Raw genomic sequence first — 13,990 nt, 5'->3', positions numbered from 1 at the left:
CCTCGTGCTCCCTGTCTGCAACCTGCACGGCATGCAGCTCCATCTCGCGGAGATTTCACGCACGGTCGCGCAGGGCGCTCACGCCGTCCTCATTGTGGATCAGGCCGCATGGCATACCAGTCAGAAGCTGGATGTTCCCTACAATATCACCATTCTCCCGCTGCCTCCCCGGGCTCCTGAACTGAACCCGGTGGAAAATCTCTGGCAGTTCCTGCGCAATACATGGCTCTCAAACAGGATCTTCAGAACCTATGACGATATCGTTGATATCGCCTGCCATGCCTGGAACCAGCTCGTCAATCAACCATGGCGCATCATGTCAATCGGACTGCGCAATTGGGCTCATGGGTTATAGCAATCAACGGTTGGTATTAAACACCGTGTTCTCTGCACGCCGGAGACGAGCCGCCGCCTCATGCTCCTGCCCAACAGCTTCAGCTATGGGGCCTTCGTTCTGATTGAAAATCGGAATTTGCAGAGAGGGATTTACCTCAAAGCGATTTGAAATATCCCAGTTATAGGCGGGACTGATGGTGACATCGGGATAGCGTCGGGAAACTTCGACCCGTAGAGCCTGTCGGGCGGCGTCATAAGACGCAAGAAGTTCCCGCAGATCCGCGCGTTGCATTACGGCTTGGTATCTCATGTCCTGTGAATCGCGGTATTCCATGAGGTCGGGACAGACATCAAATGCTTTTGTATCAAGAGCAATGGAATCAAGTGCTTCGGCAGGAACCCCGATTGCTCCTGCCAGAGCTGCCTTACGGACGGCATACTCGCGCCGCAGATCACTGACAGACAACTCGGCATGGATCATTTCCGTCCGTACCTGCGATATTTCGAGAGCGGATGCTCGCCCCTGATCAAAACGTGCCTGTTCCAGGGTAAAGAGTTCGCGTTTAGCTGCCGCAGTCTCTTCCACAAGCTTGAGGCGCCCGGATACAGCCCAGACGCCGAGAAGAGCAGACCGCGTGTCGCTGCGTAGTTTCCATGCAGTATTGATGACTTCCCATTGCGCGACGGCAGCCCGATATCTGGCTTCTTTGATACGGTGATAACGCCTGCCGAAAAATTCGATCAGTATTGACGCGCCGTAGCCGACGTAATGAGCCGATGGGCCACCCAGCACCGTGAAACTGGGATTGGGCAGTTGACCGGCTGTCTTGATTCCAGCGCGAGCCGTTTCCAGTTCAGCTTTAGCTACAAGGATATCGGGATGAAAATACAAGGTAGCAAGCGTCAGGCGAGTGATGCCCCATGCGTTTTCCTGACTCGATACGTTTGGTCCGAGAACTTTTGTAATGAATTCTTGCAATCCGGCATCCGTAAATTGACGGCTGGAAAATTTCTGGACATCTGATTCCGGCGAAATATTTGAGTGATCACTATTTGTACAGCCACAGAGCAGGGGAAAAATCAGGAGAATGAATGCCGCATTATAGCGTGTGCGTCTCCTTACCTGCTTAATATATTCTAGAGTATTATATGATTTATACATTGATATGTCGTGATATATCTGATTTGTTATCTGTTAGTTCTACTCTCGATTGTCGCATAATCTGCACACCTCCACTAATACCAAGCATCGCAAGGATGGCAGCTACCGCAATATCCGGCCACGCAGAACGAGTGCCAAACACGCCCAGAGCTGCCAGCACAACGGCAACATTTCCGATCGCATCATTACGAGAGCAGATCCATACAGAACGGCGGTTGGCATCACCTTTCCGGTGTGTCCATAATATGAGGGCACAGGCCAGATTGACCGCGAGGGCAAGCAGACCAATGCCGCCCATTGCGTCTGGGTGAGGCGGATGGTTGCTGTTCATTACTATCCACCCAGCATTGGCCATTACCCATAGCCCAGCCATGAACAGGGTCAGGCCTTTCAGAAAGGCCGCGCCAGCTCGCCATCGCAATGCCATTCCGGCAACACTGAGGCTTATTGCGTAGTTGGCGCTGTCGCCAAGGAAATCAATCGCGTCCGCCTGTACGGATGCAGATCCAACCGACACGCCAGCCCCAGCTTCAACGGCAAACATGCTGGCATTGAGAAAAAGCGCGATCAGGAGCGCTCTCCGCCATGATTTATTGATTGGTAGCGGCGTATCTGTGCATCCACCACAGCATCCTCCTGCCATCCAGCGCCTCCCTGACGAATCATCTGTTTTAATGTATGCTCCCTGTAGCAACTACAGGGTCAAGAGGCAGGGAATGCGATCGATTGGTGCCTTGGGGAAGGCGACGAATACCAAAGTCGAGACGATCCGCTATTACGAACGGATCGGTCTTCTGGCTCCGCCACAGCGGACCGATGGCAATTATCGCACTTATGATGATGAGGCACTCGCGAGACTGTCTTTTATTCGTCGATCTCGGGATCTGGGTTTTTCATTAGACCAGGTAAGAGCTCTATTATCCCTAACGGATCAGGGAACCCAGGATTGTAAGACAGTTGATAGAATTGCTCGTGACCATATGGCAGAAATTGAGCGCAAAATTGCGGATCTCATCGCATTGCGCCATGAACTTTCTACGATGATAGAATCATGCGGGGGAGGTAATATTTCAGAATGCCGAATTATTGAAGCACTTTCTCCGTTTGATAATTAGTTCTCCTGACTTTTTTCGCAGCCAGTCGATTCTGCATTTGACGGAAGATTACCCGAAATAGTTATACGGCCTCATCCTCACGTGTCAGAATCTGAAAAATCCTCATGGAAAATTCAAGGACTATACGTGCTCCCATGGTGGCAGTTTATGATCAGGCCAGTTCTGAAGCAGACATTCGGCTTCCCCCCCTTAACCGACTCAGGTATCGTGCCGTTCCACCTCAGATCCCACGTCCAGCCTCACCTCGTCGTCCAGCGTCGTCCCACGCGCCAACCTGCGTCCGACAGCCTCGACAAAGCCGTCATACCGCTCCCGCCCCTTGCTTTGCGCCGCAGCCAAAGCCGCATCGGGCAGTGGGGGAGTGCTGGTCAGCCAGAACCGCACGAACACGGCGAGCGATTCATTGGAGATCGTGACCCGTCGTTCCATCCGCTCCAGCTGCCGCGTCATCCGGTCCAGCCGCCGAGCGAGCGCCGCCTCCAGCCGCTCCGGCCCATCCGGCGACAGAAACGATGCCAGCGCCGTCTCCACAATCAGCGCCTGCGGCACCTTCTTGCGCGCGGCATAGTCGGCAAGCCTGACACTGAGATCGGCGGGTAGCCGGATCGTGTGCTTGATCCGCATGGCAGTCACAGCCCCATCCGATCGCCAGGATCGAGCGACACCTGCCGCGCAAGAGCCTGCTCCCCACGCCGAAGGGTCTGCGCCCGTGTGGCGTCGTCCTCGGGTTCGTCCTCCGGCGGATCGAACTCATGCACCGGCTTTCTCGGCGCCTGCACCACCTCCTCCTGTTCCGGCAATTCCGGCTCACGGCGGATGCCGGCATTGGCGGGATCATCATCCACATTCCCGGCAGGAGGCGGCTGGACCACATCAGCCCAGTCCCCTGGCGGCGGCGGTCCGATGGGGGGCGTTCCTTCCGGGGCCGGCGGCGGCTCGAACCGGGGTGGCGGCAGGATGCGCGCGGCCAGTTCGGCATCCTCGAAATAGCGCGCCTTGCGCGCCCGGATCGGCGGACAGCCCGAAACCAGCACCAGTTCCTCGTCTGGGGAAAGCTGCATGATTTCGCCGGGCGTGAGCAAAGGCCGCGCGGTTTCATGGCGCGTCACCATCAGGTGCCCGAGCCACGGCGACAGCCGATGCCCGGCGTAGTTCTTCGCGTCACGGATCTCGGTCGCTGTCCCCAACGCATCCGATACGCGCTTGGCGGTCCGCTCATCATTTGTGGCGAAGCTGACCCGGACATGGCAGTTGTCGAGGATCGAGTTGTTCTGGCCGTAGGCTTTCTCGATCTGGTTCAGGCTCTGGCCGATCAGGAAGCTCTTGATGCCATAGCCCGCCATGAAGGCGAGCGCACTTTCGAAGAAATCCAGCCGCCCGAGCGCCGGGAATTCATCGAGCATCAGCAGCAGCCGATGGCGTCGTTTCGCCTCCAGTTCCTCGGTCAGGCGGCGGCCGATCTGATTCAGCACCAGACGGACCAGCGGCTTGGTGCGGCTGATATCTGAGGGTGGGACCACCAGATACAGCGTTGCCGGGTGGCTGCCGGCGACGAGATCGCGGATGCGCCAGTCGCAGCGCCGCGTCACATGCGCCACCACCGGGTCGCGATAGAGGCCGAGAAACGACATGGCGGTGGACAGCACGCCGGAGCGTTCATTGTCGCTCTTGTTCAGCAGTTCCCGCGCCGAACTGGCAACCACGGGATGGACGCCCTTTTTGCCAAGATGCGGTGTGGTCATCATGGCACGCAATGTGGTCTCGATCGCCCGCTTCGGGTCGGAGAGGAAATTGGCGACCCCGGCCAGGGTCTTGTCCTCCTCGGCATAGAGGACATGCAGGATGGTGCCGACCAGCAGGGCGTGACTGGTCTTTTCCCAATGGTTCCGCTTCTCAAGGGCGCCTTCGGGATCGACCAGCACGTCGGCGATGTTCTGCACGTCGCGAACCTCGCGCTCGCCGCGCCGGACTTCCAGCAGCGGATTGTAGGCGGCACTGGAAAGGTTGGTCGGATCGAATAGCAGCACCGGCCCGAAGCGGGCGCGCCATCCGCCGGTCAGCGTCCAGTTCTCGCCCTTGATGTCATGGACGATGGCGGCACCCGGCCAGGTCAGCAGCGTCGGCACCACCAGCCCGACACCCTTGCCCGATCGGGTGGGGGCAAAGCACAGCACATGCTCCGGCCCATCATGACGGAGATAGGCATCGGCGGAGCGACCGAGCACCACGCCATCGGGGGCGAGCAGCCCGGCACGGCGCATCTCGCGGGGATCGGCCCAGTGTGCTGAACCATAGGTAGTGGCACGTTTTTTCTCGCGGGCGCGCCATACCGCCATCGTAATCGCGACGATGACGGCGGCGATCCCGCCCGACCCCGCGATGTAACCGCCGGTGGTGAAGATATCCGGGGCATAGGCGTCGTATGCAAACCACCACCAGAAGAATTCCGGAGGATAATAGACCGGCCAGCGGAACACCATGAACCACGGAGCGCCAAGCTGCGGCTGGAAACCGAGCCGCCACGCCGTCCACTGGGTCGCGGCCCAGGTAAAGGCGAGGATCACGGTGCCGACAGCAAACACCGATCCCCAGAGGATCCTGGTCTGGTTCATGACAGGAACCGACCAGACAGCTCGATTCTCCGATATTCAAGGTCTAATGACACCGCCTGGGGCCGCAGGACAGCAGCGGACAATAAACGGACGGCGCCCGTCCGCAGGGATTGAACGATGACCGACACCATCCGCCTGATCGACTCCATCGCCAGCTATCATGCCCATGTCTATTTCGACGGCGCGATGGAACGCGCGGCGGCGGAAAGGCTTCGCGCCGAGGTCGCCGAGCGCTTCGTGGTCCGGCTGGGTCGCTGGCACGAGGTTCCGGTCGGCCCACACACGTTGCCGATGTATCAGATCGCCTTCGAGACCGGGCTGTTCGCGACGCTCGTTCCTTGGCTGATACTCAATCACCGGGGCCTGAGCATCCTGATCCACCCGAATACGCGTTCTCCGCGCCGGGATCACATCAGCGACGGACTCTGGCTCGGGCAGCGTCGCGCCTTGCTGCCGAAGCGGCTACCGGAAGACTCGCCGAAGGCGGACGACGCAGGGGCTCCGAATACTGAACCGGCGGGTACGGCGCTGATCTGACGCCAGCCCAAAGCCAGGAGCGTGGCGGCGTTCTATTGGTTGCTTTGGTTGTCATGGTTTCCTATATTGCCATCACGAAGAGGACTCTGCCAGGAGGCGACAGGATGCCCACGACACCCGGTTCGGAAACACGCACCCGCGTTGCGGGAAGCCATACGAGAACCCGACTTCTCGGCGTGGGCAGCATCGTGACGGTGCCGGCCGGCCTGGAACTGGCTGCACGCAAGACAGCTCGAACGCGCGGACGTGCCAGCGCGAAGCCACAGGTGCTGGAATACGAGGTTCGGCCGCAAGCCGGTCGCTCTCCCTCCCGCGAGACCGCAACAGATGCCTATGCGGTCGGCCCATGGGGACTTGCCCTGTTACGCGGGAAACAGATCAGGGACGACGATCTTCGCCGTGCCGGTGGCGCCTATACGCTCGATCAGGTCAGGGAACTGCTCAGAGTCACCCGCCAGGCCATCGAGAAGAAAGTCCGCGAACAGGCGATCCTGGCGGTTCCGGGACCGAGCGGCGAGCGGCGCTATCCGGTCGCGCAGTTCACTGGGGATGGGGTCGTGTCGGGCCTGAAGCCGGTGCTCGCCGCCCTGCCAAGCGAAAGCGCATGGTTCCGTCTGAATTTCCTGGTTACGCCGCTCGCACAACTCGACGGGCAGACACCGATCGAAGCGCTGGGCGCTGGCAAGACCGAAGCGGTTGTGGAAGCCGCGCAGTCCATCGGCGTCCAGGGCGGCTGACCGCGTGCCGAACCAGCCCTGGCCGCCGGGAGACCTCGCCTCCCGGCAACCCCGCTGGCGCATTCTGCCCGCGGGCCATCCCCTGCATCGTTTTCACTCCCGCGCTCATGATCCGATTTATTTCGACCGTTCGCGCTCCGGGCGTCTCAACGCGCCGGACGGCTCTCATGGCGTTCTGTACACGGCGGAACAGCAGGCCGGCGCGTTCGCGGAGACGTTCCTGCGCGCGCCAGGCCGCACGCTGCTGCCGATCAATCTCATCGCCGCCAAGGCCTGCACCATACTGAGCGCCAATCGGGAACTGCGGCTGGTGGAGCTGCATGGCCCCGGACTGGCTGTGCTCGGCGCCACGGCGGAGGTCACATCATCCGGCCTGCCGTACGATCTGCCACACGCCTGGTCGAAAGCCGTTCACGACGCATGGTCCGATGCCGACGGCATCAGCTACCGCGCCCGCCATGACAACGATCAGATCTGTTTCGCCCTTTTCGACCGGACGGAGAGCGCGATTGCGATCGCCTCCCAGAGCGACAATCTCGATGCGGACTGGTTCTATGAACTGATGGAGATCTATGGCGTGGGACTGACGAACTGACCGGCAAGGTTTCAAATCCCGAGTCCCCGCTTCCGTCCGAAAGTCCAGTCCACCGCTCCACCCGGCGACAGGGTGCCGGAAACCTGCCGTCCGAGCTTCTGCTCCAGCGCCGGGCGCCACGGCACGAGCTGGAACCCCAGCCCATCGTCGACCATCGCAAACCGACCCGAGGACAGGTTGACCCGCTGGCGATAAACCCCCGAGACAATCTCGTCTTCCTTCGCGGGCCGGTGTTGCAGACCAGTCTGCGCCGCCAATCTGGCGGCCGCCTGATCGAGATCACGCTGGCGCAGGGTGCCGAGCAGGTCGGGTGCGAACACCACGCGCTCGCCCTGCCGCCGGGCCAGCCCCTCGGAGGCGAGATGATCGATCCGCTGCGCCCTCGCCTCGCGGACCTCGGCCCCGAAGCCCGCATTGGCCAGCGCCGAATCTTTGGCGAGCAACTGGCGATCGAGCCAGGTCGCGCCGGGCGCCGTCACCTGCTCGGCCAGCGTGAAATCCGAGCGCGTGGCGAGCGACAGGCGCTGCGTGCCCTTGGCATCCTCCCAGGTGCGGGTCTCGACGATCGCGCCCGGCTTCGCATCGCCGGTCAGATCCAGATCGGGGAAGCGGAGATGATGCGTGCGCCCGTCGGTGCCGGCGATCACCGCGTAGCCCGAACCCTTCAGTTCGTCGTCTAGCCCGCGCTCGACCAGCCGGCCAACGATCGGATCGGCCAGCTTCTCACCGTGGATCGCGAAACCCGCGATGTCGGGCTCTGTCCCACCGCCGGACATGGCGCGGTGCATGGTTTTGATGATGTCGCCCCGGATGGAAAGATCGCGCAGCGTCGCCTCCAGCCCCGGCTTGAGGGTCCAGCGGGCCACCCCGACCGGTTCGGCAAGACCAAGCCCTTCCAGCTTGCTCGCCCGGCCCACCAGCAGGCGGCGCAGTTCCGGGTCTTCAGCACCCGCGCCCGGTCGCAGATCGACGATGCCGCCGCGCTCGTCGTTGATGTCCTGCAACGCGCGATCGAGACTGGTCCAGCGGTCAGCGCCGATCTCGGTTTCCAGCGCGGTGCGGATTTCCTGTTCACTGCGCGGGCCAAGTTCCAACGTCACCCGTTCGGCGGCGCGGTCGCGCAGGCCCTGGCTGATATAAGCGCGGCTGATGACCAGATCCTTGCCGTCGTCGGCCACGCCGCGCACCAGGATGTGGACATGCGGATTGTCAGTGTTCCAGTGATCCACCCCGACCCAGTCCAGCTTGGTGCCGAGGTCGCGCTCCATGTCCTGCATCAACTCCCGCGCGAAGCCCCGCAGATCCTCCATCCGTGCTGCGTCCTCGGGCGAGACGATGAAGCGAAAATGGTGACGGTCGTCTTCGCAGCGTTCCGCGAAGGCCTTGCTGTCCGCCTCATCAGACCCGACATCGAACAGATGGGCCCTGGCCCCGTCGCGAGTGACGCCCTCGCGCCTGAGATAGGCGATGTGCCGGGCGAGTGGTGCTGACCGAAACCGCGCACCCTGCTGGCGGACGACCCGCGCCTTGACCACGACCCGACGGGCATTGCTGCGCAACCGCATGGAGAGTGCCGCACGCCGGCCGCGCCCGAAACGGGAACCGCCACCGCCTCCCCTGCCCTTCGCTCCTAACCGGGTGCCGGTATGACCGGCCTTCTTCGCGGCCCGCATGACCTCACCGACGAAGGATTTCGGTCGTGCGCCCTGATTGCCATGCTGGATGCGTCCGGGCCGGACAGTCAGGCCATCATCGCGCGTCGGCATGGCCCGCTCTCCGCTTCGATGCGCGCCTGACCGCGCCCGGATCGTTGAAAACATGAGGAAAAATGCACGGACAGCCGCAGGCGGTGCGCGGTGAGAGGACAAATTCCCCAATCAAACCAACCACATGCAGCCCCGCACGGGCGCTGCTTTTACCTTGCCGTCTTTCCCTCCGTTGCCTGCCTCCCCCCAGCACCCCATCCCCAAAGCACCCATAGCCCGCCAGCGCCCGATGGACCGGAACGGGAATCATCGGCGCGCCTCCCCAAGCCCTGACGCGATGAACAGCCCGGCTGACTGCGGTGCGAGCGCCGTCCAGTCGGTTGGGCGGGCGTCGGCGGGATGTGCCGGATCGTGTGCGCTCTCGACATGCCGAGGAGCATTTTCCGTGCGCAGGAATGACGCCGGAAAGAGGGAGGACTCCTGCCAGGATCGTGCCAACGGCGCGCCGATCGTGATGTCGTCAGCGAGCGGAAGAGCGAGCCGAGCGCTGACCGACGCGACGTAGTTCCGCGTCTCGACAGGGAGCGGCCGGCCGGTCGCGAGATGCTCGTCATAGCGCGCGGGACCGGCATTATAGGCGGCGAGAAACCCGGCCTCGCCGTAGCGGTCCCGCATCCAGCGCAGATAGGTCGCACCAGCCAGGATGTTGTCATGCGGGTCGAACGGATCGTCGCCGAGGCCGAGCGACGTGCGCAGGCTGGCCCATGTTCCGGGCATCACCTGCATGAGCCCCATAGCACCCGCCGACGACACGGCATGCGCATCACCCCGGCTCTCGGTATGCAGGACGGCAGCAATCCATGAGGCTGGAATCTGCGCGCGCATGGCCGCTTCCGCGATCATGTCGGCGTATGGATCGGCAACCGCGACATGCCTCGGTATAGTCATGGACACGACGACCGGAAGCACAACATTGAACAGCCGGAGCACCGATTTACCGCAGGTCATCGCGCTTCACCGGGCGGTTCCAGACCAGATGAAAGGCACGCCCCTGACGATCGGACTGGAACAGGTTAGCGCGGATCGGCTGCGCCAGCATGGGGTCGTCGAGAACCAGCGCGAGGTAAGTGCCCGCCTTCTCGCCGGTACGTTTCCAGCCAGCGCCGATCTCCGGTCCGGCGTCAGCGTCACCGAGATGGACGCGATAATCGGGCGCATGCTCGGCGTCCGACGATGTCGCCGGCACGATTGTCAGTTCGACGTCGAGGGCGAGCGTGCGCAGGCGACCGGCGAAGCCGTCAGCCGTGCGCGTAAAAGTTCCGATCTGAGCCATGTCAGCCTCATTTCTGCTTGAGGTTGAGAGAAATCGGTGACGGCGCGAGCCACAGCGGCTGCGCGCGGCCGAGCACGGTGTCGACCGGCAGGACGCCGAAATAGCGACCGTCGAGACTGGTCGGGACCGCCGGATTCATGACGAAGATCTGGCCAGGCAGGACATGCCGGCAGCCTTGCCAGACCGGCAGCGAACGGCCGCGATGATCGCGGGCCAGCGCATCGCCGAGCACCTTCCCGTCGACCGTGACGGCAGCACCAGTGCGACAGACCCGTTGTCCCGGCAGTGCGGCGACCGGCTTGAGCAGCGGCACACCGAGCGGCAGATAGCCACCGTGCGCCAGCATCGTGGCAATGTCTGTCGGGGGTCGGATCGCGATCAGGTCTCCGACATGCAAGATGCGCACCGATTGCAGGCGATACAGTCCGACCGGTATGCTGGCGGTGGCGTTCCAGATCAGCCGGGGCGCCGGATGGATCGCCACTGATGTGCCAACACCGAGTATTGCGAAATACGTGGTGAAGAACCAGCCAAGGCGCATCATGACACCGCCCTCCGGCGCAGCCAAGCCTGATGGCGGTCGCGCGTGTAGGGACGTGACGCCTGCCCGGAAAGCATCCGGTTGTGCAGATGCCGCCAGTGCTCGGGCGCCACGTCGACGGGATCGATGCCGATCGCTTCGATACGATCGACGGCTTCGAGCACCAACCGGACCTTCGGCCAGCCGCTCTGACGCAGCAGGCTCTCGCCGCCGGGACGCACGAACGGTACTGTCTGATAGGGCTCGCCGGGATGGGTGACGCGCACGATGTCGATGCAGGACACCACCGTGCCGTAATCGTTCGCCGCCCAGCGCAGGAACGCGAACACGGTGTCCGGCGGAAAGCTCAGTATCCGCCGCCGACGATCGAGAATCTGCTCATGGGCGACAGAGCCGAAGCGGATCCAGTGCTCGATGCGCTTCTCGATCCAGGTCAGTTCGACATGAGCGAGGGTGTCGGTCATGGCACATCTCCAGCAGTATCGGGGAACTCGCGGGCCAGCAGCGCGCGCAGCATGTCGGCGACCGTGATGCCGCGCTGGAACGCCGCGACCTTGAGCCGCGCGCGCAGCGCCGGCGTGACGTCGATGGTCAGCCGGGCGGTAAAACGGTTGGCAGCCGCAGGCTTGTCCGGCGCCTTGACCCAGCGCTCCGGGTCGGCGGGGCGCGATGCGAAGCCGGGAAACGTGCGACGCCCTGTCATGGCGCAGTTCCTTCGCCGAGCGGCAGCACCGAGGCGATGCGGTCGCGCGCCTTCTGCGCCATGACGGGATCGATCTCGCAGCCGACATAGCGCCGACCAGCCAATCGGCAGGCAACACCGGCCGCGCCCGAGCCGGCGAACCAGTCGCCCACCAGGCCACCCGGTGGGCAGCTCGTGCGGATCAGGATCTCCAGCAGGGCTACCGGCTTTTCGATGGGATGGATGGCGCGGCCATGCGCATTGCGGACCGGAATTACGGAGCGCATCAGGCGCGGGCCACCGTCCTCGCTGACGTAATGACCGGCATCGATCCGGCCCATGTGGGGCGGCCGGTGTTTCCGTCGTACCGTGCGTGCCCGCGCGTCGGGCGTGGTCGGAACCACGTTGTAGACGGCACGCCAGGGCGTATCGTCGCGATAGAACTGGACGATCAGTTCATGGACGCGCCGGAACCGATCGGCATGGAAGCTGGAACCGTTCTGCTTCTCCCAGACCAGTTCCTGAGCATATTTCCAGCCTGCGTTCCGGAATGCCGCGTTGGATGCGAGAAAGCTCCGCAGCGAACCGAACACCCAGAGCGAGCCGCTGGGTTTCAGAGCGGCAAGAGCCTTACCGGGCCAGTCCACCACCTGCCGGCCCCAGGTAAGCGATGTATCGCCATAGGGCGGGTCGGCCAGGATCATATCGTAGGGGCCGTGCCAGGGCATCAGGAGCGTGCTGTCGCCGGTCAGCAGGGTCATGACACCAGCCCCCCGATCTCGGCCGTCAGGGCGACGATTTCACGGGCTGCGATCCCCTGCGGACGAAGATCGCACACCAGGCGGCCGGAACGCGCAGCATCGGCGAAAGCGACCCGCTGGCCGATCCGTGCCAACAATGCCGCCGGTTCATGCCCGGCGAGCGCCAACCGGGTCTCGCGGGCGATGACCGTGCGCGCGGCGCAACGATTGAGCACGAAGCGGGCGAGCAGGCCGGGACGAAAGAGGCGCGCGTCCTCCAGCAGCCGCAACATCTCGGCCGAGGCCCAGCCGTCGAACGGCGAGGGCTGGGCGGGGATCAGCACCAGATCGGCGGCCAGCAGGGCGGAGCGCAGCAGCGCCGCCACGCGCGGAGGACCGTCGATGACGACGTGATCCACCCCCTGAGCCAGTTGGGGCGCCTCGTGGTGGAGTGTGTCGCGTGCCAGCCCGATCACGCCGAACAGCCGGGGCAGTCCCTCCCGCGCCCGCTGTGCCGACCAGTCCAGCGCCGAGCCCTGCGGGTCGGCGTCGATGACCGTCACGCGCTGGCCTTCCCGAGCCCATTGGCCAGCGAGATGCAGCGCCAGCGTCGTCTTGCCGACGCCGCCCTTCTGGTTGAGGAAGGCCACGATCATGGCCCTTCTCCGGGGGTTATCCGCAGATCGGGCGGGGTGCCAACATCCTTAAAGTTAGACTCTTTTAAGTTAGATTCTAAGTTAAGGGCATCATAACCATTTGATTCAACGTCGTGATTCGGCGTTTTCCGCAAACGATAGCACGGATGCCGTGGCAGTGATGGCACGGATAAATCCACAACTGATAGCACGGATGGATTCACAGCTTGTCCACAGCCCCCTGTGGATAGTTTGGCAGGCGCGAAGGCCAGTGTGTCGTTACCGTTGCGGTCGGGGCGCACCGACAGCCGATAGCCGGGAAAGGGCTGCCGCTTCGCCATCTCGCGAAGTTCGAAGGCAAAGCGGCGATAGGGGGAAAGACTGGCGGATTTTTCGTAGAGATGGCGCAGGCCGAAGGCCCAGCCCGCACGCTGGCGACCGCCATGCTTGCGCACGATGCGATAGAGCCAGCGCTCCAGACCACCTGTGAGGCTAAAATAGGCCGGATCGATGGTCAGCACGAGCGCGTCATCGAGCACGGCCTGGTAGAACCAGTCGGGCAGGATCAGTTCGATCACACGGGTGCGCCCTTCCCGCGCGGTGTGCCGCTTCCATTCGTTGATCCAGGAAAAGCGGTGCAGTTGGCCCTTCCCGGTCTGCCGGAGCGAGGTCTTGATCGTGGTGGATTGCAGCCGATCGAACGCCGCTTCCAGCCGCTCATAATCCCGCGCGCTGTCGCCCCGGCCGATGAAGGTCAGGATCTCGCGCGGGCTGGCCACCATCAACCGCGACGTGCGCCGACCGGCGTCGCGTGCGGCAACAAGATGGCTGGCGGCCCAGATCAGCACATCAGCATCCCAGATCGTGGCCATGCCATGTTCGGCTGACGCCTCAACCCGGATGGTGACGTCCGGGGTCCGGTAATCGATCGGGACCATGCGAGGGGACTTGGCGAGGCTGAAGAACGGAAACGCCATCAGATCCTGGGCATCACGAGGCGCGAAATCTCCTGCTATGGCATGGAAGAGTTCCAGTTGCTCGCGCTCGGAGCGCGCTCTGCTGGTCGGGGACATCAGCGGCGGTTCCCGCGTGAGGTCGCCGGTGTCGGCGGGATCAGCGGGCTTTGCCGCGCGGCCGCCGATACGGTGCCGGCAGTCGTGTCGGAGGTGTGGGCGCGTGCCCCGCTCTCGACCCAGGCCTGCAACTCATCCACCCGATAGACCACGCGGCCACCGAGTTTTGAGTAGCGCGGGCCAGTG

General features: G+C 63.0%; 17 protein-coding genes and 2 pseudogenes. 5 read left to right on the top strand and 14 right to left on the bottom strand.

All coding sequences use genetic code 11. The features are described from left to right. Positions 1-355, top strand: a 355-nt coding sequence (locus tag GEU01_RS16425; protein ID WP_019086449.1) for a transposase, incomplete at its 5' end; no start/stop codon positions are given. 12 nt (positions 356-367) lie between these two features. On the opposite strand, the pseudogene GEU01_RS23035 reads toward GEU01_RS16425, so the two are convergent. Both GEU01_RS23035 and GEU01_RS16415 read right to left on the bottom strand, forming a co-directional pair. After that, positions 368-1,498: pseudogene (locus GEU01_RS23035) on the bottom strand (TolC family protein); the annotation flags it as partial. After that, positions 1,491-2,141, bottom strand: coding sequence for a cation transporter (locus GEU01_RS16415; protein ID WP_010516881.1), 651 nt, complete (start codon positions 2,139-2,141; stop codon positions 1,491-1,493). The pseudogene GEU01_RS23035 and the gene GEU01_RS16415, both read right to left, overlap by 8 nt. 73 nt (positions 2,142-2,214) lie before the next feature. Between GEU01_RS16415 and GEU01_RS24655 the strand changes: the two genes are divergently transcribed. After that, positions 2,215-2,613, top strand: a complete 399-nt coding sequence (locus GEU01_RS24655; protein ID WP_003618791.1) for a MerR family transcriptional regulator — start codon at positions 2,215-2,217, stop codon at positions 2,611-2,613. A gap of 198 nt (positions 2,614-2,811) precedes the next feature. On the opposite strand, the gene GEU01_RS16405 is transcribed toward GEU01_RS24655, so the two are convergent. Together GEU01_RS16405 and GEU01_RS16400 are read right to left on the bottom strand one after the other, a co-directional pair. Continuing rightward, entirely contained in the window at positions 2,812-3,237 is a 426-nt protein-coding gene (locus tag GEU01_RS16405; protein WP_019086939.1) for a hypothetical protein, read from the bottom strand. 5 nt (positions 3,238-3,242) lie between these two features. Further along, positions 3,243-5,225: a conjugal transfer protein TraG gene (locus GEU01_RS16400; protein ID WP_019086938.1), complete on the bottom strand. Its 1,983-nt coding sequence runs from the start codon at positions 5,223-5,225 to the stop codon at positions 3,243-3,245. Between the two features lie 117 nt (positions 5,226-5,342). On the opposite strand from GEU01_RS16400, the gene GEU01_RS16395 reads away from it, so the two are divergent. The 3 genes from GEU01_RS16395 (at position 5,343) to GEU01_RS16385 (ending at position 7,094) form a co-directional block, all read left to right on the top strand. After that, on the top strand, positions 5,343-5,762 hold the full coding sequence (locus GEU01_RS16395; protein WP_019086937.1) for a DOPA 4,5-dioxygenase family protein: 420 nt from the start codon (positions 5,343-5,345) through the stop codon (positions 5,760-5,762). 104 nt (positions 5,763-5,866) lie between these two features. After that, positions 5,867-6,499, top strand: coding sequence for a hypothetical protein (locus GEU01_RS16390; RefSeq protein WP_019086936.1), 633 nt, complete (start codon positions 5,867-5,869; stop codon positions 6,497-6,499). A 4-nt stretch (positions 6,500-6,503) separates the two neighbouring features. Then, positions 6,504-7,094 carry an RES family NAD+ phosphorylase gene (locus GEU01_RS16385; protein WP_019086935.1) on the top strand — a complete coding sequence of 197 codons (591 nt, stop codon included), beginning with the start codon at positions 6,504-6,506 and terminating at the stop codon, positions 7,092-7,094. 11 nt (positions 7,095-7,105) lie between these two features. Here GEU01_RS16385 and GEU01_RS16380 read toward each other — a convergent pair whose 3' ends face one another. The 10 genes and pseudogenes from GEU01_RS16380 to GEU01_RS24650 all read right to left on the bottom strand — a co-directional run. Then, the gene (locus tag GEU01_RS16380; RefSeq protein WP_019086934.1) at positions 7,106-8,860 is read right to left on the bottom strand and encodes a relaxase/mobilization nuclease domain-containing protein; all 1,755 of its coding nucleotides are present in this window, start codon (positions 8,858-8,860) and stop codon (positions 7,106-7,108) included. Positions 8,861-9,106: 246 nt separating this feature from the next. Beyond that, on the bottom strand, positions 9,107-9,808 hold the full coding sequence (locus GEU01_RS16375) for a lytic transglycosylase domain-containing protein (protein WP_026018807.1): 702 nt from the start codon (positions 9,806-9,808) through the stop codon (positions 9,107-9,109). After that, positions 9,795-10,133 carry a DUF736 domain-containing protein gene (locus GEU01_RS16370; protein WP_019086917.1) on the bottom strand — a complete coding sequence of 113 codons (339 nt, stop codon included), beginning with the start codon at positions 10,131-10,133 and terminating at the stop codon, positions 9,795-9,797. Before GEU01_RS16370 ends, GEU01_RS16375 begins: the two co-directional genes overlap by 14 nt. Positions 10,134-10,140: 7 nt before the next feature. Next, positions 10,141-10,677: a S26 family signal peptidase gene (locus GEU01_RS16365; protein WP_019086918.1), complete on the bottom strand. Its 537-nt coding sequence runs from the start codon at positions 10,675-10,677 to the stop codon at positions 10,141-10,143. Then, complete coding sequence (locus tag GEU01_RS16360; protein WP_019086919.1) at positions 10,674-11,138, bottom strand: DUF2840 domain-containing protein; 465 nt, start codon at positions 11,136-11,138, stop codon at positions 10,674-10,676. Before GEU01_RS16360 ends, GEU01_RS16365 begins: the two co-directional genes overlap by 4 nt. Continuing rightward, entirely contained in the window at positions 11,135-11,377 is a 243-nt protein-coding gene (locus GEU01_RS16355; protein ID WP_019086920.1) for a ribbon-helix-helix protein, read from the bottom strand. The genes GEU01_RS16360 and GEU01_RS16355 overlap by 4 nt, the downstream gene beginning before the upstream one ends. Then, entirely contained in the window at positions 11,374-12,117 is a 744-nt protein-coding gene (locus GEU01_RS16350; RefSeq protein WP_019086921.1) for a DNA-methyltransferase, read from the bottom strand. The genes GEU01_RS16355 and GEU01_RS16350 overlap by 4 nt, the downstream gene beginning before the upstream one ends. Continuing rightward, the gene (parA, locus tag GEU01_RS16345; RefSeq protein WP_019086922.1) at positions 12,114-12,752 is read right to left on the bottom strand and encodes a ParA family partition ATPase; all 639 of its coding nucleotides are present in this window, start codon (positions 12,750-12,752) and stop codon (positions 12,114-12,116) included. The genes GEU01_RS16350 and parA overlap by 4 nt, the downstream gene beginning before the upstream one ends. After that, entirely contained in the window at positions 12,749-13,804 is a 1,056-nt protein-coding gene (locus GEU01_RS16340; RefSeq protein ID WP_026018808.1) for a replication initiator protein A, read from the bottom strand. The genes parA and GEU01_RS16340 overlap by 4 nt, the downstream gene beginning before the upstream one ends. Then, positions 13,804-13,990, bottom strand: a pseudogene (locus GEU01_RS24650) (helix-turn-helix transcriptional regulator); the annotation flags it as partial. The gene GEU01_RS16340 and the pseudogene GEU01_RS24650, both read right to left, overlap by 1 nt.

Source organism: Komagataeibacter europaeus LMG 18890 (assembly GCF_000285295.1).
GTDB classification, from domain to species: Bacteria; Pseudomonadota; Alphaproteobacteria; order Acetobacterales; family Acetobacteraceae; genus Komagataeibacter; species Komagataeibacter europaeus.
Note: the sequence above shows the minus strand (reverse complement) of the source record. Positions and strands in the feature narration are given on the sequence as shown.

What these genes read in the sequence shown, in the direction of transcription:
- GEU01_RS16415 (WP_010516881.1), bottom strand. Translation starts at nt 2,141, where the DNA reads ATGGCAGGAGGATGCTGTGGTGGATGCACAGATACGCCGCTACCAATC.
- GEU01_RS24655 (WP_003618791.1), top strand. Translation starts at nt 2,215, where the DNA reads ATGCGATCGATTGGTGCCTTGGGGAAGGCGACGAATACCAAAGTCGAG.
- GEU01_RS16405 (WP_019086939.1), bottom strand. Translation starts at nt 3,237, where the DNA reads ATGCGGATCAAGCACACGATCCGGCTACCCGCCGATCTCAGTGTCAGG.
- GEU01_RS16400 (WP_019086938.1), bottom strand. Translation starts at nt 5,225, where the DNA reads ATGAACCAGACCAGGATCCTCTGGGGATCGGTGTTTGCTGTCGGCACC.
- GEU01_RS16395 (WP_019086937.1), top strand. Translation starts at nt 5,343, where the DNA reads ATGACCGACACCATCCGCCTGATCGACTCCATCGCCAGCTATCATGCC.
- GEU01_RS16390 (WP_019086936.1), top strand. Translation starts at nt 5,867, where the DNA reads ATGCCCACGACACCCGGTTCGGAAACACGCACCCGCGTTGCGGGAAGC.
- GEU01_RS16380 (WP_019086934.1), bottom strand. Translation starts at nt 8,860, where the DNA reads ATGCCGACGCGCGATGATGGCCTGACTGTCCGGCCCGGACGCATCCAG.
- GEU01_RS16375 (WP_026018807.1), bottom strand. Translation starts at nt 9,808, where the DNA reads ATGACCTGCGGTAAATCGGTGCTCCGGCTGTTCAATGTTGTGCTTCCG.
- GEU01_RS16370 (WP_019086917.1), bottom strand. Translation starts at nt 10,133, where the DNA reads ATGGCTCAGATCGGAACTTTTACGCGCACGGCTGACGGCTTCGCCGGT.
- GEU01_RS16365 (WP_019086918.1), bottom strand. Translation starts at nt 10,677, where the DNA reads ATGATGCGCCTTGGCTGGTTCTTCACCACGTATTTCGCAATACTCGGT.
- GEU01_RS16360 (WP_019086919.1), bottom strand. Translation starts at nt 11,138, where the DNA reads ATGACCGACACCCTCGCTCATGTCGAACTGACCTGGATCGAGAAGCGC.
- GEU01_RS16355 (WP_019086920.1), bottom strand. Translation starts at nt 11,377, where the DNA reads ATGACAGGGCGTCGCACGTTTCCCGGCTTCGCATCGCGCCCCGCCGAC.
- GEU01_RS16350 (WP_019086921.1), bottom strand. Translation starts at nt 12,117, where the DNA reads ATGACCCTGCTGACCGGCGACAGCACGCTCCTGATGCCCTGGCACGGC.
- parA (WP_019086922.1), bottom strand. Translation starts at nt 12,752, where the DNA reads ATGATCGTGGCCTTCCTCAACCAGAAGGGCGGCGTCGGCAAGACGACG.
- GEU01_RS16340 (WP_026018808.1), bottom strand. Translation starts at nt 13,804, where the DNA reads ATGTCCCCGACCAGCAGAGCGCGCTCCGAGCGCGAGCAACTGGAACTC.